The following is an 18,103-nucleotide window of genomic DNA, read 5'->3' as shown; positions in this document are numbered from 1 at the left end:
TCACACCCGTGCCGGGTAGGGGCGGGTGTCATGAAGAGGATCCTGCAGCTCGTCGTCACCCGCTGGCTGGCGCGTACGCCGATCGGGATGGTCGTGCTCGGCCTCGGCTGGCTGTTCCTGCGTAAGCGGCGGGCCCGCAAGCAGCAGCAGCACGCGGACTCCCCGGTGCTTCGCGAGCCTCCACGCCGCTCGGGCGGCCGGTACGCCCGGCGCGGCCCCGCCGTGGGCGACCGCCGGTGAGTCAGCCGAGCGCGGCGGGCGTACGGAACGTCTGGCGATAGGCCAGGGGGGAGACCCCGACGGCGGCGTGGAGGTGCTGGCGGAGCGAGACCGCGCTGCCGAAGCCGGCCTTCCTGGCGACCACGTCGACCGGAAGGTCGGTGGTCTCCAGCAGGTGCCGGGCATGGGCGATCCGCTGCCCGGCGAGCCACCTGGCCGGGCTGAGCCCGGTCTCCTCCCGGAACCTGCGGGTGAACGTCCGCACGCTCATGCGGGCGTGCGCGGCGAGGGCGGCCAGGTTGACCGGCTCCTCCAGGTTTTCGAGCATCCACGCCCGGGTGGGCGCGGTGGTGGTCCCGACGGGATCGGGGAGCGGGCGCTCGATGTACTGGGCCTGCCCGCCCTCCCGGAACGGCGGCGTGACGCACCGGCGCGCGGTGCGGTTGGCCACCTCGCTGCCGTGGTCGCGCCGGATGACGTGCAGGCACAGGTCGATGCCCGCCGCCACGCCGGCCGAGGTGAGCACGTCGCCGTCGTCGATGAACAGCACGTCGGGGTCGAGCAGCACGCGGGGGAACAGCATGCTGAACTCCGCGGCGTTGCGCCAGTGGGTGGTCGCCGGACGCCCGTCGAGCAGTCCGGCGGCGGCCAGCACGAAGGCGCCGGTGCAGATCGAGATGAGCCGGGCGCGTCCCGCGACATTCCGCAGCGCTGCGCGCACCTCCTGGTCGAGCGTGCCGTCCTCCAGTGGGGGACCGCTGTGGATGCCCGGCACCACCACCGTGTCGGCGGTCGCGAGCACGCTCAGGTCGTGGTCGGGGACGACGCTGTAGCCCGCCTGGCTCCGCACCGGGCGTCCGCCCGGGCTGCAGGTGACCACCTCGTAGAGCGGGCCGGGGTCACGGCCGGAGTCGCAGGCGGCCCAGAACACCTGCCCGGGGATGCCCAGGTCGAGCGTGGCGAAGTCGTCCAAGGCCAGTACGGCGACGCGGTGCACGCTTGGGGGCACGGTTGGGGGCACGGTTGGGGGCACGGTTGAGGGCATGGCCTGATTCTTTCACATGTTGACCTCCCGGCCACTATCTGCGAAAGCGGCACGACGGGAGGATGCTCGGCATGAAGTCGCTGCATCGTGCATGGATCGTCGCCGCCGTCGCCTTCGTCGCGATCATCGGGGCGGCCGGGTTCCGCGCCACGCCGGGTGTGCTGATCACGCCGCTGGAGGACGCGTTCGGCTGGTCGAGAGGCACGATCTCGCTCGCGGTCTCGGTGAACCTCATGCTGTACGGCCTGTGCGCGCCGTTCGCGGCGGCGCTCATGGACCGCTTCGGCATGCGCCGCGTCGTCGCCTGCGCCCTGCTGCTGGTGGCGGCGGGCAGCGGCCTGACCGTGTTCATGACCGCGAGCTGGCAGCTCGTCGCGCTGTGGGGCGTCCTGGTCGGGCTCGGCACCGGCTCGATGGCGCTCGTCTTCGCCGCCACGCTGACCGACCGCTGGTTCGTACGGCACCGCGGCCTGGTCACCGGCGTGCTGACGGCCGGCGGCGCGACCGGGCAGCTGATCTTCCTGCCGGTGCTCGCGCATTTGACGGAGATGCAGGGGTGGCGGTGGGCCTCGCTCACCGTGGCCGCTGCCGCGCTCGCCGTCGTGCCGCTCGTGTGGTTCCTGCTCAGGGACACCCCCGAGGAGATCGGCCTGACCGCGCTGGGCGCGACCGAGCCGGTCGTGCGCACGCCTGCAGTGCGTACGCCGGACGGGGGCGCCGCCGCGCGGGCCGTCCGCGTGCTGCGGGACGCCGCCCGCACCCGGCACTTCTGGTATCTCGCCATCGGCTTCGCGATCTGCGGGGCGAGCACGAACGGCCTGGTGGGCACCCACTTCATCCCGGCCGCCCATGACCACGGCATGCCGGAGACCACCGCGGCCTCGCTGCTCGCCGTGATCGGGGTCTTCGACATCGCCGGCACCGTCTTCTCCGGCTGGCTGAGCGACCGGGTGGACCCGCGGCTCCTGCTCGCCGTCTACTACGCGCTGCGCGGGCTGTCGCTGCTGATCCTGCCGCGGCTGTTCGCCGCCACGGCCGAGCCGAGCATGCTGGTCTTCATCGTCTTCTACGGCCTCGACTGGGTGGCCACCGTGCCGCCGACCGTCGCGCTGTGCCGGAAGATCTTCGGCGCGGACGGTGCGGTGGTCTTCGGCTGGGTCTTCGCCTCCCACCAGATCGGCGCGGCCGTCGTCGCCACCGCGGCCGGGGTCACCCGCGACCATCTGGGGAACTACGACCTGGCGTGGTACGGCGCGGGCGTGCTGTGCCTGCTCGCCGCGCTCATGTCGTCCCGTATCGTCACGCGTGTCCGGGATGGCCGCGAAGCTGCGATCCTTGTCGGGTGACCGAACGCGTTCTTCCTCTGGTCGTACGCATCGAACGGGCCGCGCCGCCGCAGCGCACCGACGCGCTGGAGGCGGCGGCGACGGCCGTGGTGTGCCTGCTGGACCGTGCAGAGAACCCCGCGGATACCCCCGCCGCGGACGGAGACGGGTGGTCCGACGTGGTCGCCGAGTGGCAGGACGGGCGGATCAGGAAGGTGGTCAGGCGGGCCCGCGGCGCCGAGTGGCGGCGGGCGCTCGCCCTGCCCGGCATCACCGTCGCCGTGCGCACGGCCGAGGTGCGGGTGCATCCTCCCGTGCCGCTCGACGACTGGCCGCGCGACCTCGCCCGCCTCCAGGTGTCGGGCACCGAGCTGACCGACGACGCCGTCCCGCCTGAGCCGGGCCCGGGCGACGTGGTGCTCTGGATCAACCCCGGGCTCGAGATGACCGCGGGCAAGGCGATGGCCCAGGCGGGCCACGGCGCCCAGTTCGCCTGGTGGGGTGCGGGCGAGGCGGACCGGGCGGCCTGGCGCGAACGGGGCTTCGCCGTACGGGTCAGGACGGCCGGCCCGGCCCGGTGGGACGCGCTGGCCGCGAGCGGGCTTCCGGTGGTCAGGGACGCCGGGTTCACGGAGATCGCTCCGGGCTCCGCGACGGTCGTGGCGGACGCTCCGTGGCTGCGGGTCGGCGTTCCCGAAGTGTGATGGGGAACGCGCCCGAAATATCGGGATATGCCGTACGCTCCCGTTCGTGTCACCTGGGGACTATGGGACGAAGGCCGTTCCCTCTTATATAGCGGCCGAGGCCGAGACCACTCCACTACCGAAGATCACGGTCCCTGTGGCTGCGCCACCGGCGAGCTCGTCCAAGGGGCTCGGAGACCTGCCGATGCGGGTGGTCTACCGGGCGATCGCGATCGCCGCGGGAGTCGTCGTCCTGGGCGCGGGCGCGACCGTCGTGCTGCTGAACCGGGACGACTCGGCGACCGCCGCCCCGCGGAACTCCGCAGCCGCCGCCCCCTCGGTCATCTCGGACTCGTCCGCGTCGAGCGCCGGTGTGGCACCGGCCGCGGGCGCGGTGGCCACGCCCGGTCTCAGTCCGCTGTCCAGCCCGCTGTCGAACGCCGAGGCGAGCACGACGCCCGGTGCGGACAGCACGGACGGCGCTGACGGTGGGGACAGCGCTGACGGTGGCGACGGTGTGGACACGGCCGATGCCGATGTCGCACTGGCGGCGGCCCTCAAGGACCCCCGAGTCCCCGCGCTGCCGAAGAAGACCCACCGGCTCCGCAGCCTGCCCGGCCGGTCGGCCTCCACCCACGGGCTGATCAAGGACCGGCGGTCCGGCGTCGCCCTGCCCCGCTTCGCCACGTCATGGGCGCTGGCCAAGCCCGCGCCGTTCGCCTCCCGCCAGTTGCTGCCCAAGGTCAAGGGCGCGTCGTACCGCGGGATGCTGGTCTCCTGCCCGGTGCCGATCCCCGAGCAGAAGTCGCTGCGCGACACCGCCTTCCTGGCCGCCCGGTGGACGCTGAACCACCACCCGTCGGGCTCCACGATCACCTGGACGGCCTCCCAGCCCATCAAGGCGGGCGAGCAGAAGGGCTGGCTGCTCGGCTACACCGTGCACTACACGCTCAAGGGCAAGAAGCGGGTCTCCGCCGCGGCGCTGGCCCTCGTGGACGTGCCGGAGAAGAAGCCCGCCGTCGTGTTCGTCACGATCCCAGACAGCCAGAAGAAGCGCTGGCACGACATCAACAAGGTGATGTCGTCCGTCAAGGTGCTCTGACCCGGCGCGCGGACCGGACACGGCCGAGCCCGGCTCCCCGTCCGGGAGCCGGGCTCGGCGATGACTGGTTTTCGACTAGTTCTCGGCGAGGACGATCACGGAGTCGCCCGCCGTGAAGGTCACCGGCCGGGACCGGCCCGGGTTGAGCACGACGCCGTAGTGGGGCGGCTCCCCGGACTTCGCCGCCAGGCGGTAACCGATCGCGGTCTCACCGCGCCGCAGGGCCGACTCCACGATCGTACGGAAGGCGACGGGCTCGCCGGTCGTCACGTAGTTCTCCACGGGCCGGGGATAGACCTCCGAGCCCGCGGAGTCGAAGAGATGGCCGAAGACCTCGGCGAGGTGGGGGTTCTCGGCGAGCTGCGCGAGCAGCAGGCCGATGACGGTGTCGCTGATGACGATGTCGTCGGCCTCGGTGACCTCGGCGAGCGCCCGGTTGTTCTCGTCGTGCATCTCGCTCACGATCGAATATTTCTCCCCGAGGGTCGCCTGCATGTCGCGTAACTGCAGCAGCGTCATCAGCGTGCGGGTGTCGGCGTGGTGCGGGTCGATCCGGTCGTCGGAGAGCACGATGACGTGCTGGTAGACGCCGACGCCGAGGGACTCCAGGGCGTACCTGTCGGTGGCGTCGCACTCCTTGACGTTCACCGTCAGGTTGCGCAGGCCCTCCAGGCCGGTGCCGGCAGCGGGGTGGTCGCCGGCGACGTCGAGCATCGATCCGGGGGTCACATAGCCGTCGAGGTAGTGGATGATCTTCGCGGCCCGGCCGTTCCAGCCGAGCATCAGGGTCCGCTCGGGTGCCGGTGCCGGGGTCTTCGCGGGGACGATGTGTTCTTCGTCCGCGGGAGCCGTTCCGTTCGCCAGGCGGATGAGCGAGTCGTCCTGGGCGATCACGACGATCTCGTCGGACGTCCCGATCGCGGTGTCGGCCGGCGGGTTGAGCATCACACCGCCGGGCGTGCGCAGGCCGAGGACGGTCGCGGTCGCGTACGCGTCGAGGGCCTGGCCGTACGACCTGCCGGCGAGGGACGGATCGCGGCGCAGGTAGATCTCACCGCCGTCGAAGTTCAGCAGGTCCATGCAGACGACGGACACGCCGGACTGCCGGGACGACTGCACGATCAGCCGTGCGGCGATGTCGTCGCTGTCGACCAGGTGGACGCCGGGCCCTCCGGCCAGGCGGGCGGCGGCCATGTTGCGCGAGGAGGAGATGGCGGCGACCACCGGAGGATGCGCGCCCGCCCGCTTGGCCAGGGCGAGCAGGGTCTTGATCACGTGCGCGTCCGGGTCCTCCTTGTCGGGGGACAGCACGACGATCGTCCGCGCGGTGTTCAGGCTCAGCAGGTCGAGGTCGGTCGGCTCGGTGGGGCGGCCGGTGCGGCACACCACACGCGTCCTGCCCGTGTCGCCCACCCGGGCCCTGATGGCGTCCTCCATGGCCGGCTTGTCCCGGTCGGCCAGGATCGCGATGACCGAGCCGTGCTGGCTGGCGTGCGCCTTCGCGAGCTCGGAGACGATCGTGTAGAGCTGCTCGGACCAGCCGAGGATGACCGTGTGGCCTCTCTCGATGACGCGGGAGCGGCCCTTGCGCAGCTCCTCGATCTTGCCGCGCAGGCCGGCGGACAGCACGCCCACGAGGATGCTGACGATGAAGATGCCGCCGAGGGACGCCCCCAGCATGATCGCGAGGAAGGGCGCTGTGCCGGTGTCTCCGGCGATCTTGCCCGGGCTGAGGGCGTGCATGAGCGACAGCCACAGCACCCCGGGCCAGCCGTGGTGCTGGAGCGCCTCGTCGGGGGTGAGCCACATCGTCAGCGTGCTGGCGATCACGATGAGCACCAGCGAGACCAGGGCCAGCCAGCCGATGAGGGCGGCCGTGCCCCTGGCCATGGTGTTGTCGAACCAGTAACGCGCACGCTCTTTGATCGTGGCCTTCGACACCGGCATCCCCCGCTAGTGATCAGTAAACGTCAGACATAGTAGAAGCGACTAGGCTGAAAGGTGTGACTGAACTGGTCCTCGCTTCGGCCTCGCCCGCCCGCCTCGGAGTGCTGCGGGCGGCCGGGCTCGATCCCAAGGTCGTCGTCAGTGGTGTCGACGAGGACGCGATCACGGCAGGCACCCCCGAGGAGCTGTGTCTCGAACTGGCCGTGGCCAAGGCGGACGCCGTCTCCCGGACACTCACCGGCGGCCTCGTGATCGGCTGCGACTCGGTGCTCGAACTCGACGGCGTCGCGTACGGCAAGCCGGGGACGCAGGAGGAGGCGGTGCGCCGCTGGCGGATGATGCGGGGCAGGACGGGCCGGCTGCTGACCGGGCACTGCGTGGTGGACGTCGCCGGGGGCCGGAGGGTGTCGGAGGCGGCGGCGACCGTCGTGCGGTTCGGCACGCCGTCCGAGGAGGAGATCGAGGCGTACGTCGCCAGCGGCGAGCCGCTGCGCGTGGCGGGTGCGTTCACGCTCGACGGCCTGGGCGGCTGGTTCGTGGAGGGCATCGAGGGCGACCACGGCAACGTGCTCGGCATCTCGCTTCCCCTGCTTCGCCGCCTTTTCGCCGCTTTGGGCGTGCCGGTGACGACCTTGTGGCGCTAGCCTGCCCGCCATGAGTGGCATCGGGCGGCCCGCCGTACGGCGTGGCGTCGGCGGTTTCGCCGAGGGAGTCGGTTTCTGCCTGCGTGGTCTCGCCTGGATCGCCCGGCATCCCCGCTGGTGGCTGTTCGGGCTGATCCCGGCGCTGATCGCGCTCGTGCTGTACGCCCTGGCGCTGGTCTGGCTGGGCACGCACGCCACCGACGTGGCGGCCTGGGCGACGCCGTTCGCGGACGACTGGGGCTGGCGCGACACGTTCCGCGCGCTGGTCGGCTTGGTGATCTTCGTGGCGGGTCTCGCGCTCGCCGTGCTGACGTTCACCGCCGTCACGCTGGTGATCGGCGACCCCTTCTACGAGAAGCTCTCGGAGCAGGTCGAGGAGGACCTGGGCGGGCTCCCCGACGGGGGCGACCTGCCGTTCTGGGCGTCCCTGTTCCGGTCGATCCGCGACGGCATCGTCACGCTCTGGTGGGTCCTGCTGTTCTCCGTCCCGCTGTTCGTGCTCGGCTTCGTGCCTGTCGTCGGGCAGACCGTGGTGCCCGTCGTGGGGGCGTTCGTCTCCGGGTTCTTCCTCACGGTCGAACTGACCGCCCTGGCGATGGAACGCCGGGGTCTGCGGCGCAAGGAGCGTTTCGCCCTGCTCCGGTCGAACATGTCGGCCTCGCTGGGCTTCGGCGTGCCGCTCTTCGTGGCGTTCATGGTGCCGCTCGTCATCGTGGTCGTGATGCCCGGCGCGGTCGCCGGCGCCGCCATGCTCGTCCGCGTGCGGCTGGCGCCGGCGACCGAGGGTCAGGCCAGGGACACCAGGCCGGCGTAATCGGAGTTCCACATGTCCTCGACCCCGTCCGGCAGCAGCAGGACGCGGTCGGGACGCAGGGCCTCCACGGCCTTGTCGGCGTGCGTGACCATCACGACGGCGCCCTGGTAGGAGGCGACCGCCGCCAGCACCTCGTCCCGTGACGCCGGGTCGAGGTTGTTGGTGGGCTCGTCGAGCAGCAGCACGTTGGCCTGCGAGCTCACGAGAGTGGCGAGCGCCAGCCGGGTCTTCTCGCCGCCCGACAGCACGCCCGCGGGCTTGCCCGCGTCGTCGCCGCCGAACAGGAACGAGCCGAGGATCCGCCGCACCTCGCCGTCGCCCAGGTGCGGCGCGGCGGCGGCGAGGTTCTCGACGACGGCCCGCTGCCGGGCACGCCCGCGCTCGATGGCGTCGCGGTCGGCCAGATAGGTGCGCCGGCCGGTGTTGTGCACCTCCAGCGCGGCCCGGTCGGCGTCGAGGCGCCAGATCCTGTTCACGGTGTCGTCGAGCAGCGTGGTGTCGTGGCTGATCAGGACCAGCCCGCCGGTGCGGCTCGCGAGGAACGACCGCAGCCAGGCCACGGAGTCGGCGTCGAGGTGGTTGGTCGGCTCGTCGAGCAGCAGCGTGCCCTGCCCGGCGAACAGGATGCGGGCGAGCTCGACCCGGCGGCGCTGCCCGCCCGGCAGCGTGCCGACCGGCTGGGTCATGACCCGGTCGGGCAGGCCGAGCCCGGCGGCGATGCGGGCGGCCTCGGCCTGCGCGGCATAGCCGCCGCGGGCCTCGAACTCCGCCTCGGCCCTGACGTAGCGCCGCATCGCCCGCTCCTGCTGGGCGGGATCCCTCATGGCGGCCTCGGCGGCGCGCAGCGCCCGCTCGGCCTCGTCGAGGCCGCGGGCCGACAGGATGCGGGCGGTGACGGACAGGGACGGATCGGCCGCCGCGGGATCCTGCGGGAGATAGCCGACCTCGCCGGTCCGGGTGATGGTGCCCGCGGCCGGCTGCAGTTCGCCGGCCAGGGTCTTCAGCAGGGTGGTCTTGCCCGCGCCGTTGCGGCCGACGCGGTCGCCGGGGGCGACGTGGGCGGTGACGCCCGACAGCAGGAGACGGGCGCCGACACGCACGTCGACACCACGTAGGGTGATCATTGGAATACGCTCCGGAACAGCTCAAGGACACACGGGTGGCGCGAAAGCGTGTGTCCGAGCTAAGACATCCGGGGCGTAGACATGACGCGGATTGTAGATGTGCGCTCCGCCCGGTTCCAATGGTTTTCCGGCGCCGTCGGTTTCCGGGGTTTTCCACAGGCGGTGGGATATCCCCAGAGCGGCGTTCCGGCCGTCCGGGCGGGTGGCCGCCGGGCGAGGCTTGCGGCCATGACGATCCCGAAGCTCGTGCTCTCCTCACCGGCGGACATCCTCGCCGCCGTGCCCTACCTCGTCGGGTTCCATCCCGCCGACAGCCTCGTCGTGGCCGGTGTCGCCGGGCCGGACGTGCGGCTCACGACACGCTGGGACCTGCCGGTCGCCTCCGAGGACCTCGACCGGCTGGTCGCGCTGCTGTGCCGCGAGGCGGTGACCGCCGCCTTCGTCGTCGGGTACGGCCCGGGCGCGCTGGTGACCCCCGCCGTCGACGCGGTGACCCGGCTGCTGCACGCCGGGGGCATCCGGGTGGCCGAGAGCCTCCGGGCCGAAGGCGGGCGCTACTGGTCCTACGCCTGCGGCAGCGCGAGCTGCTGTCCCGCGGAGGGCACGCCGTACGACACCGAGCGCAGCCAGGTCGCCGCCGAGGCCGTGCTGCACGGGCTGGTCGCCCTGCCCGACCGGGGCAGCCTGCGGCGCTCGGTCCAGCGGTGCGGCGGGGCGGCGATGCGGCGGGTCACCGCCCGCGTCATGGCCGAGCTGCGGGCGCTGCCCGAGCCCGGGGGACCGGGCGCGGACGAAGCGGCCGCGCGATTCGTGGCCGAGGGGCTGGCGCGGGTGCGCGGGGCCGTGGGCCTCTACGGCTCGGGGCACAGGCTGGACGACGAGCAGGCCGCCCGGCTCGGGCTCGACCTCGCCGTGGTCAGGGTGCGCGACGAGGCGTGGGCGTTGATCGACGGCCGTGACGCGCACATCGCGCTGTGGCGTGACCTCACCCGCCGGTTGGAGCCGGGGCATGTCGCGCCCGCGGCCTCACTGCTGGCGGCCGCCGCCTGGCATCGGGGGGAATGCGCGCTCGCGGGCATGGCGCTGGAGCGGGCGCTCACCGCCGACCCCGGCTATTCGATGGCGCTCCTGCTCCGGCAGGCACTGGTGCACATGATGTCTCCCGCCATGCTCCGCGACCGTATGCCGACGCCCGAGGAGCTCGACGAGGAGATGGGCCCTCCCCGGGCGATCTGGCTCGCGCCGCTGCGCGCGCTGCTGGCCCGGGACTCACCCGGCCCGGCCGCCGCGCCGGCCCCGGCATCCGCGCCCGCGCCCGGCGGCCGTCAGACCGCGTCGTCCTCCTGAGCCTGCCGCCGGCGTTCGTTGTACGCGCGCATCCGGGCGGGATAACCGGTGAGCTGCACGTCGTACACGGGAAGGGCGAGATCCCTGGCGACCTTGGCGATCACCGAGGGAGCACCGACGCGGCGACGGGTCCACTCCCCGTCATGAGCCACGGCCACGGCGGTGGTGTCGGTCGCGAAGGTCTCGGGCTCGACGTAGAACTCGACTCCGCGCCGGGTCTTGGCGAACTCGATGAGGGCCTCGATGTCGGCGTCGGTCGCCTCGCGGTCGAACTTGGCCACGCGGGCGCCCCGGCGGCGCCGGAGCCCATAGCGATCTCGCCATCTCATAGCCCTTGTATACATCGCCCTGTATCACGATGGCGTTAAGCGAACGGTCTCGGGGCGATGTAGGGGATGTCCCTGATGCCGCCGGGCGCGTGCCCGGCACAAGATGGAGGCAGACTCGAAGAAGGCCGAGCAGTCGATCGACGGAAGGCGATGCCGTGATGCCCGCGACAGCGACACCACCGTGGCCGGGTCGCGCCCCCGTGCCGCACCCTCAGCTGCGTGTCACCAACCAGGACCGCGAACAGGTGGTCGAGCACGTCAAGGCGGCCTACGCCGAGGGCAGGCTCGACAAGCACGAGATGGACGAGCGGCTGCACCTCGCGATGACGGCGCGCACGCACGGCGACCTCGTGCCCATCATGAACGACCTGTACGGCACGCGCCCGGCCTACGTCCCCCGGCCGCCGGTCTACCAGCCCAGGGCCGCGGCTCCGGACGGGGGAGACCGGGTGGGGGCGGCGGCTTCGCACCTGTTCGGCCTGATGGGGCTGTTCATCGTCGGCCCGCTGCTGATGATGGTGACCGCGGGGCGGACGTCCCCCTACATCAGGAAGCACGCGGTGGAGTCGCTCAACTTCCACCTCACCATGCTGGGCGCGACGGTGCTGCTGCCGTTCACCGTCGTGGGGCTCGTCCTGGTGCCGGTCATCTGGGTCGTCGGACTGGTCCTGTGCGTCGTCGGCGGGGTGTCGGCGCTGGCCGCCACCGAGTTCCGCTACCCACTGACCATCCGCCTGATCAAGTAGCCCGGGAGGCGGCCCGCGGTCAGGGCATGAGCGCGCGGACCGCGGCCACGGTGTCGGCCTCCTCCGGGCGCTTGTCGGGCCGGTAGCGCAGCACGCGGGCGAACCGCAGCGCCATGCCGCCGGGGTAACGGCTCGACCGCTGCACGCCGTCGAAGGCGATCTCCACGACCAGCGCGGGCTTGAGCGTGACGACGTAACCGTCCGTCGGGCCGTCCGCCAGCCGCAGGAACTGCTCGGTCTGCCAGGTCAGCAGCTCGTCGGTGAGGCCCTTGAACGTCTTGCCGAGCATCACGAACCCGCCGCTCTCCCGGTCGTAGGCCCCGAGATGCAGGTTGGACAGCCAGCCCCGCCGCCGTCCGTTGCCCCACTCGGCGGCCAGCACGACCAGGTCGAGGGTGTGCCGCGGCTTCACCTTGACCCAGCCCGCCCCGCGCCGGCCCGCGGCGTACGGCGTGCGCAGCGACTTCACCACGACGCCCTCATGGCCCCACCGTACGGCGTCGCCGAAGAACGCCTCGGCCTCCTCAGCGTCCGCCGTGACGAGCCGGGGAGTGATCAGCTCGGCCGGCACCGCGGCCTCGAGCGCGGCGTGCCGTTCCTCGTCCGGCAGGTCGAGCAGGTCGGCGCCGCCCACGCGCAGCGCGTCGAAGAAGAAGACGGTCAGCGGCACCGTCGCGCGCAGTGACGCCACGTCGGTCCTGCTGGCCACCCGGCCCGAGGTGACCTGGAACGGCTCGGGCCTGCCGTCCGGGCGCAGCGCGATGACCTCGCCGTCGAGCACGAGATCGGTGCCGGGCAGGCCGAGCACGGCCTCGACCAGCTCGGGGACCTGTGCGGTGATGTCGTCGAGCGTGCGGGTGAAGACCGCGACCCGGTCGCCCGACCGATGGGCCTGGACCCGCACGCCGTCGAGCTTCCACTCGACCGCGGCGGGCGCACCGGCCTTCTCCAGGGCGGCGGTCACGCTGGGCGCGCTCTGCGCGAGCATCGGCGCGACCGCCCGCCCGACCTCCAGGTGGAACGCCTTCAGCTCCGCGACGCCGCCGCTGAGCGCGGCCGCGCCGACGGCGGGCAGCGAGCCGCGCAGGGTCAGGGCCCGGCGCACCTCGGCCGCGGGCACGTTCGCGGCCATGGCGATCGCCTCGATCATCACCCCGTTGAGCGCTCCCTGGCGCAGCTCGCCCGTCAGCAGCCGGTGCAGGAACGACTGCTCCTGCCGGGTGAGGGCGCCGAACAGCTCGCCGAGCAGCTCACGGCGCGCCGCCTGCGAACCGGCGCCCGACTGCGCCTTGATGCGTTCGAGCAGGGCGTCGACCTGCGTCAAGGTCGCCGTGGCGATCTGACGCGGCTCGGGGAGGTCGGACAGGCTCCGCCAGCCCACCCCGATCTGGCGCTGCGGCAGCTCACCCGACAGGTAGGCGATGGCGATCTCGGCCTCGTCCGGTCCCACCCTGCCGAGCAGCTCGGCGAGGTGCCTGATCTTGGCGAGCCGAGCCGAGTCCGCGGCGACGGCCGCGGACGTCCTGGCAAGGTCGATCAGCAACACACCGTAATCCTGCCTCACCACAGCGCCAGGTGCCCAGGCCGGGGGGCGGCTAGCTGTAGTGGCGGGCGGACGGCCACAGCTCGCGCAGGGGGCGCACGGGGTCGCGGCAGACCGTGATCGGCGCGCCGTCCTCCTCGCCGGGCATCCCGGTCAGCCTGCCGCCCGGGGTGCAGCGGGCGAAGGCGGTGGCGAGCTCGCCGGGCGGCAGGCCGACGGCCACGACCACCCGCGTCCCCTCCGGCGGCGGTCCCCACCACCACAGCTCGTTGTGGCCGCTGTAGACCGCAGGCAGCCCGAACTCGCCCGCGTAGCGGCGCAGCGCGCCGGCCTCGCCGTAGTTCCCCGTGAGCAGCACCGCACCGGCGCGCTCGCCGGCGGGCAGGCCGTTCACGACCCTGGCCGTCTGCGCCGCCACGTCGCGCATGCCCACCGACTCACGGGCCACCTCGTTGATGGCCGCGACCGGCGTGCCGCCGAGCGACGCCGCCGGGATGACCGGCAGCGCGACGACCACCGCCACTACGGCGTCGACCGCCAGCGCCGCGACCAGCGTCCGTCTCCACCGCCATCCGGCCGCCGTGACGCAACCGGCCGCGAACAGGTAGAGCAGGAACCCGCCGGTGTAGTCGGGGCGGCCTCCCGAGAAGAGGAACAGCGCGCAGGCCACGGGGTAGGCGATGGCGAGCGAACGCACCCGGCGGCTGCGCCACAGCCGCAGCCACCCGGCCACGCAGATCACCGCCTGCACCGGCCCGAGCAGCACGAGCTGCAGGGGGACGAAGGCCGCCCGGTTGTCCGCGCCCTCGTCGGCACGCAGCGCGTCGGCCATCTGGAACTGCGGCCAGTCGTGCGTCACCTGGTAGATCACGTTGGGCGAGGCGATCACCAGGGCCAGGAGGGCGCCGGCCCACAGCCGCCTGTCCCGCAGCACCTCGCGCGGGCCCGCCACGAGGATGCCCAGACCGACGGTGCCCAGCAGCACCACCATCAGATCGCGGTTGTACGAAGCGATGCCGGAAAGGACGCCCGCCCAGAGCCAGTAGCGCCCGTCACCTCTGAGCAGCACCCGGAGCAGGCACAGCGTGACCGCGCTCCACAGCACGAGGTCGGGGGTGAGGGTCAGCAGCGAGTGACCGGCCAACAGCGGCAGCACGGAAGTGGCCGTCCCGGCCGCGGCGAGGATCTGGGCCGCACGGCCGCCGCCCAGCTCCCGGGTGGCCAGCGCGACGAGCACGACGAGAGCCCCGGCGCACAGGGCGGGAACGATCCGCAGCGCGACGACCGTGTCTCCGAAGACCGTCGTGGACAGGCGGGCGATCATCGGCGTCAGCGGCGGGGTGTCGAAATATCCGAGTCTGGGCCGCTCGCCCAGCATGCGGAAGTACAGCTCGTCGCGGTGGTAGCCGTACCACGGGCTCACCGCGAGCAGCACGGCCACGGTCACGGCGGCGATCGCGGGAACGGCGCGGGGTGTCCCGGTGAGCGCAGCGCCCGTGCGGACGCCCTCACCGGGGGATGCCCCCTCGGTGCCGCCCTGTGCCGGCGTGCCGCCGGTCACCCGGCCGTCCGCGGTCACGCCGGCCTCCCGGAAGCCGGCGTTCGCGGGGGGCCGCCCCGCGGGCGGCCGTGAGGGGAGGAACCCCGATCGAAGGGGGTCATGGAGAGGCGGTTCGGGGGGGTATCTGCCACCCGGCCATCATCCTCGAACCGCTTCCGCTCTCCTACCCCCGAATCCGGTACCCCCGAATCCGGTACCCCCGAATCCGGTACCCCCGAATCCGGTACCCCTGAATCCGGTACCCCTGAATCCGGTACCCCTGAATCCGGGACCCCTGAATCCGGGACCCGTGAATCCGGGACCCGTGAATCCGGGACCCGTGAATCCGGGACCCGTGAATCCGGGACCCGTGAATCCGGGACCCCCGAATCCGGGGACGCCGCGGTCGCCTCACCGCGGCTCGGTCAGCCGACGCCGAGCAGGTCGACGACGAAGATGAGCGTCTCGCCGGGCTTGATGACGGCGCCCGCGCCGCGGTTGCCGTACCCGAGGTGCGGGGGGATCGTCAGACGCCGCCGTCCGCCGACCTTCATGCCGGCCACACCACGGTCCCAGCCGGCGATGACCCGGCCGCCGCCGAGCGGGAACTGGAACGGCTGGCCGCGGTTCCAGGAGGCGTCGAACTCCTCACCCGTGGAGAACGCCACCCCTACGTAGTGGACGGTCACGTTCTGCCCCGGCTTGGCCTCCGGCCCGTCCCCTTCGACGAGATCGACGATCTCCAGGTCCGCGGGCGGGGCGCCCTCGGGAAAGTCGATCTCCGGCTTCTCCAGTGCCACGTGGGCCTCCTGCTTCTGTAGTGCCCCAAGCGCTTGCGGTGCCGGTGGTTCCGGCAGGCTGACGACTCTACCGGGGGCGGCCGGCACGACAACGCCTTCCCCACCCGGGTGGGGAAGGCGCCGGAACTCCGCCGATGCCGAGAGGCGGCGAAGGGTCACGGGCGGCGGCCCCTCGGCAGGTCCGCCCGGTCGTCGTCGCGGGCCTGCGCCTGATCCACCGCCCGATCCTCCTCCGCCGGGTAGGCGGCGGCCTGCGGAGCGGTGTCGGCCGGCGGCGCACCGCCCTGCAGCAGGGCCTGGGCCTGGTCGAGCAGGGAAGAGGCCACCAGCACGTCGTAGCGCCCCGCGACGATCGAGCTCCGGGAGGAGAAGTCGCGCGTCCCGCCGGTGAAGGCGTGGCTGGTGAAGCCGAAGGCCGCCCCGGCGATGGCGCCCCAGAGGATCGACCACAGCACCAGCCCGAAGAACGAGGTCGTGGTCGAAGTGAACAGCCCGAGGAACAGGCCGACGACGAACCCGAACACCGCGCCGGTGATCAGGCCGGACAGCGCCGCCCTGCCGTTGGTGAGCCGCCCGGTGACGGTCTCCTCCAGGCGCAGGTCGCTGCCGACGATCGCGGTGTTCTCCACCGGGAACCCGGCGTCGGACAGGGTGTCCACGGCGCGCTGCGCCGCGGTGTAGTTGTCGTAGCTGACCAGCAGCCGTCTGTCGGCCGCCATACTGACCGGCCCTCCGGCCGGGGAGTACTGCATGATCGCCTCCGCGGGGTAGTGCGGTCGGTACACGAACGCACTACCCCCGGAGAGCCCGATATTCCTCTACGGAACAGGAGGGGTCACCAGCTCTGGTGCAGCGGCATGCCCTCGCTGTAGCCGGAGGCGCTCTGCACGCCGATCACCGCCCGCTCGTGGAACTCCTCCAGTGTGGCGGCGCCCGCGTAGGTGCAGGAGGAGCGCAGACCGGCCACGATGGCGTCGATCTGGTCCTCCACGCTGGGCCGCGCCGGGTCGAGGTACATCCGCGAGGTCGAGATGCCCTCCTCGAACAGCGCCTTGCGGGCCCGCTCGAACGGCGTGTCGTCGGCGGTGCGCAGCCGTACGGCTCGGGCCGAGGCCATGCCGAAGTTCTCCTTGTACTTCCGGCCGTCGGGGGCGGTGCGGGTGTCGCCGGGCGACTCGTACGTGCCGGCGAACCACGAGCCGATCATGACGTTGGAGGCCCCGGCGGCGAGCGCCAGCGCGACGTCGCGGGGGTGGCGCACGCCGCCGTCGGCCCACACGTGCCGCCCCAGGCGGCGGGCCTCGGCCGCGCACTCCAGCACGGCGGAGAACTGCGGCCGCCCCACGCCGGTCATCATCCGGGTCGTGCACATGGCGCCCGGGCCCACGCCGACCTTCACGATGTCGGCGCCCGCCTCGACGAGGTCGCGTACGCCCTCCGCCGTGACGACGTTGCCCGCCGCGACCGGCACCGAGGGCTTCAGCGCCCGCACGGCCCGCAGCGCCGAGATCATCTTCTCCTGGTGGCCGTGCGCCGTGTCGACCACGAGCACGTCGACACCGGCGTCGAGCAGTTCCTTGGACTTGGCGGCCACGTCGCCGTTCACCCCGACCGCCGCGGCGATCCGCAGCCGGCCGTTCGCGTCCACGGCGGGCTGATAGAGCGTGGAGCGCAGGGCGCCGGTGCGGGTGAGGATGCCGACCAGGCGGCCGTCCTCGTCCACCACGGGCGCCAGCCGGTGGCGGCCCTCGTGCAGCGCGTCGAACGCGGACTGCGGGTCCACGCCCCGCGGCAGCGTCTGCGGCGAGGCGGTCATGACCTGGGAGAGCTGGGTGAACATGTCGACGCCGTGGCAGTCGGCCTCGGTCACCACACCGACCGGGCGGTTGTCCCAGTCGACGACGATGACCGCGCCGTGCGCCCGCTTGGGCAGCAGGGTGAGCGCCTCGCCCACGGTGTCGTGAGGGGTGAGGGTGATGGCCGTGTCGTGAACGAGGTCACGGCTCTTCACCCATTCGATGACGTCGGCCACCACGTCGATCGGGATGTCCTGGGGGATGACGGTGATGCCGCCGCGCCGGGCGACGGTCTCGGCCATGCGGCGGCCCGCGACGGCGGTCATGTTGGCGACGACGACGGGGATCGTCGTGCCGGTTCCGTCGCCGGTGGACAGGTCCACGGCCAGGCGCGACCCGACCGAGGAGCGGGACGGCACCATGAAGACATCGCTGTACGTGAGATCGTAGGGCGGCGTCACATCATTGAGGAATCGCACGTTTGTCCAGCCTACGTTGTGAGCGGGTCATAAACGGCATTCCCGGCCGACGCCTGAGCAGACCCGGACACGGGATACATTGACCTCGCCTGAAAGGAGAGCACGTGATCATCGTTGACCGTCCGGAGGCGCTCGTCGTCGGCTATGCCGTGCGGACGACCAACGCGGCGGAGGCGGACCCGGCCCGCGCCCAGTTGCCGGGCCTGTGGGCCCGTGCCGGAGCGCCCGGAGCCTTCGCGCACGTGCCCGGCCGGGTCGACGAGAACCTGTACGCCGTGCTCACCGACTACGAGAGCGACCACAACGGCGCCTACACCCAGATCGTCGGCGTGGCCGTGCGCACGGCGGCGCGACTGCCCGAGGGCATGGTCGCCGTACGGGTGCCGGGCGTGCCGGCGCTGCTGTTCGAGGCGCGGGGACCGCTGCCGGGGGCGCTCGCCGAGGTCTGGCAGCAGGTGCGGCAGCACACAGAGTCGGGCGGCGTCCCGGCCCGCGCCTTCACCACCGACCTGGAGATCCACCACCCCGACGGCGTCGATCTCTTCGTGGCCACGCTGCCGTCGTTCGGTGAGCCCTCCGGGCCCCCGGCGCAGGCTCAGGCCACGCCGGCCTGACCGCCG

The 18,103-nt window shown here is 72.6% G+C and carries 18 protein-coding genes; 9 read left to right on the top strand and 9 right to left on the bottom strand.

What is annotated here, in order from left to right:
• Positions 1–30: 30 nt before the first annotated feature.
• Entirely contained in the window at positions 31–240 is a 210-nt protein-coding gene (locus HCK04_RS05675; RefSeq protein WP_142645801.1) for a DUF6203 family protein, read from the top strand.
• 1 nt (position 241) lies between these two features.
• On the opposite strand, the gene HCK04_RS05670 is transcribed toward HCK04_RS05675, so the two are convergent.
• Positions 242–1,228 (bottom strand): helix-turn-helix domain-containing protein, encoded by a 987-nt coding sequence (locus HCK04_RS05670; RefSeq protein WP_312845717.1) that lies wholly within the window; start codon positions 1,226–1,228, stop codon positions 242–244.
• Between the two features lie 107 nt (positions 1,229–1,335).
• Between HCK04_RS05670 and HCK04_RS05665 the strand changes: the two genes are divergently transcribed.
• From HCK04_RS05665 to HCK04_RS05655, 3 genes are read left to right on the top strand one after another with little or no spacing between them, the layout of a single operon-like run.
• A complete protein-coding gene (locus HCK04_RS05665) occupies positions 1,336–2,610 on the top strand; it encodes an MFS transporter (RefSeq protein WP_142645799.1) in 1,275 nt (424 codons plus the stop codon).
• Complete coding sequence (locus HCK04_RS05660) at positions 2,607–3,293, top strand: peptidyl-tRNA hydrolase (protein WP_221889868.1); 687 nt, start codon at positions 2,607–2,609, stop codon at positions 3,291–3,293. Before HCK04_RS05665 ends, HCK04_RS05660 begins: the two co-directional genes overlap by 4 nt.
• Positions 3,294–3,339: 46 nt before the next feature.
• Complete coding sequence (locus tag HCK04_RS05655) at positions 3,340–4,374, top strand: hypothetical protein (protein WP_168065682.1); 1,035 nt, start codon at positions 3,340–3,342, stop codon at positions 4,372–4,374.
• 75 nt (positions 4,375–4,449) lie between these two features.
• On the opposite strand, the gene HCK04_RS05650 is transcribed toward HCK04_RS05655, so the two are convergent.
• Entirely contained in the window at positions 4,450–6,321 is a 1,872-nt protein-coding gene (locus tag HCK04_RS05650; RefSeq protein ID WP_205829874.1) for a potassium transporter TrkA, read from the bottom strand.
• 56 nt (positions 6,322–6,377) lie between these two features.
• Between HCK04_RS05650 and HCK04_RS05645 the strand changes: the two genes are divergently transcribed.
• Together HCK04_RS05645 and HCK04_RS05640 are read left to right on the top strand one after the other, a co-directional pair.
• Complete coding sequence (locus tag HCK04_RS05645; RefSeq protein ID WP_142645795.1) at positions 6,378–6,965, top strand: nucleoside triphosphate pyrophosphatase; 588 nt, start codon at positions 6,378–6,380, stop codon at positions 6,963–6,965.
• Positions 6,966–6,975: 10 nt separating this feature from the next.
• Positions 6,976–7,779 carry an EI24 domain-containing protein gene (locus HCK04_RS05640; protein WP_142645794.1) on the top strand — a complete coding sequence of 268 codons (804 nt, stop codon included), beginning with the start codon at positions 6,976–6,978 and terminating at the stop codon, positions 7,777–7,779.
• Here the strand turns inward: HCK04_RS05640 and HCK04_RS05635 are convergent.
• Complete coding sequence (locus HCK04_RS05635; protein WP_142645793.1) at positions 7,752–8,903, bottom strand: ATP-binding cassette domain-containing protein; 1,152 nt, start codon at positions 8,901–8,903, stop codon at positions 7,752–7,754. The genes HCK04_RS05640 and HCK04_RS05635 overlap by 28 nt on opposite strands.
• Positions 8,904–9,131: 228 nt before the next feature.
• Between HCK04_RS05635 and HCK04_RS05630 the strand changes: the two genes are divergently transcribed.
• Positions 9,132–10,250 (top strand): DUF4192 domain-containing protein, encoded by a 1,119-nt coding sequence (locus HCK04_RS05630; protein WP_142645792.1) that lies wholly within the window; start codon positions 9,132–9,134, stop codon positions 10,248–10,250.
• Here the strand turns inward: HCK04_RS05630 and HCK04_RS05625 are convergent.
• Entirely contained in the window at positions 10,229–10,579 is a 351-nt protein-coding gene (locus HCK04_RS05625) for a hypothetical protein (protein ID WP_142645791.1), read from the bottom strand. The two genes, HCK04_RS05630 and HCK04_RS05625, sit on opposite strands and share 22 nt — an antisense overlap.
• Positions 10,580–10,779: 200 nt before the next feature.
• Here HCK04_RS05625 and HCK04_RS05620 point away from each other — a divergent pair, with 200 nt between their 5' ends.
• Complete coding sequence (locus HCK04_RS05620; protein WP_260617128.1) at positions 10,780–11,325, top strand: DUF1707 and DUF4870 domain-containing protein; 546 nt, start codon at positions 10,780–10,782, stop codon at positions 11,323–11,325.
• Positions 11,326–11,344: 19 nt separating this feature from the next.
• Here the strand turns inward: HCK04_RS05620 and HCK04_RS05615 are convergent, their stop codons facing one another.
• The 5 genes from HCK04_RS05615 to HCK04_RS05595 all read right to left on the bottom strand — a co-directional run bounded on the left by HCK04_RS05615 (position 11,345) and on the right by HCK04_RS05595 (position 17,483).
• Positions 11,345–12,871: an ATP-dependent DNA ligase gene (locus HCK04_RS05615; RefSeq protein WP_142645789.1), complete on the bottom strand. Its 1,527-nt coding sequence runs from the start codon at positions 12,869–12,871 to the stop codon at positions 11,345–11,347.
• 49 nt (positions 12,872–12,920) lie between these two features.
• A complete protein-coding gene (locus HCK04_RS05610; protein WP_142645788.1) occupies positions 12,921–14,447 on the bottom strand; it encodes a glycosyltransferase family 39 protein in 1,527 nt (508 codons plus the stop codon).
• Between the two features lie 386 nt (positions 14,448–14,833).
• Positions 14,834–15,208: an FKBP-type peptidyl-prolyl cis-trans isomerase gene (locus tag HCK04_RS05605; RefSeq protein WP_142645787.1), complete on the bottom strand. Its 375-nt coding sequence runs from the start codon at positions 15,206–15,208 to the stop codon at positions 14,834–14,836.
• Positions 15,209–15,363: 155 nt separating this feature from the next.
• A complete protein-coding gene (locus HCK04_RS05600; RefSeq protein WP_185948923.1) occupies positions 15,364–15,960 on the bottom strand; it encodes a general stress protein in 597 nt (198 codons plus the stop codon).
• An 83-nt stretch (positions 15,961–16,043) separates the two neighbouring features.
• Complete coding sequence (locus tag HCK04_RS05595; protein WP_142645786.1) at positions 16,044–17,483, bottom strand: GuaB1 family IMP dehydrogenase-related protein; 1,440 nt, start codon at positions 17,481–17,483, stop codon at positions 16,044–16,046.
• Between the two features lie 104 nt (positions 17,484–17,587).
• Between HCK04_RS05595 and HCK04_RS05590 the strand changes: the two genes are divergently transcribed.
• Positions 17,588–18,097 (top strand): effector binding domain-containing protein, encoded by a 510-nt coding sequence (locus HCK04_RS05590; protein WP_142645785.1) that lies wholly within the window; start codon positions 17,588–17,590, stop codon positions 18,095–18,097.
• Positions 18,098–18,103 lie beyond the last annotated feature (6 nt).

Source organism: Microbispora sp. CL1-1 (assembly GCF_012034195.1).
GTDB lineage: Bacteria > Actinomycetota > Actinomycetes > Streptosporangiales > Streptosporangiaceae > Microbispora.
This window is presented reverse-complemented; position numbering and strand designations above follow the sequence as displayed.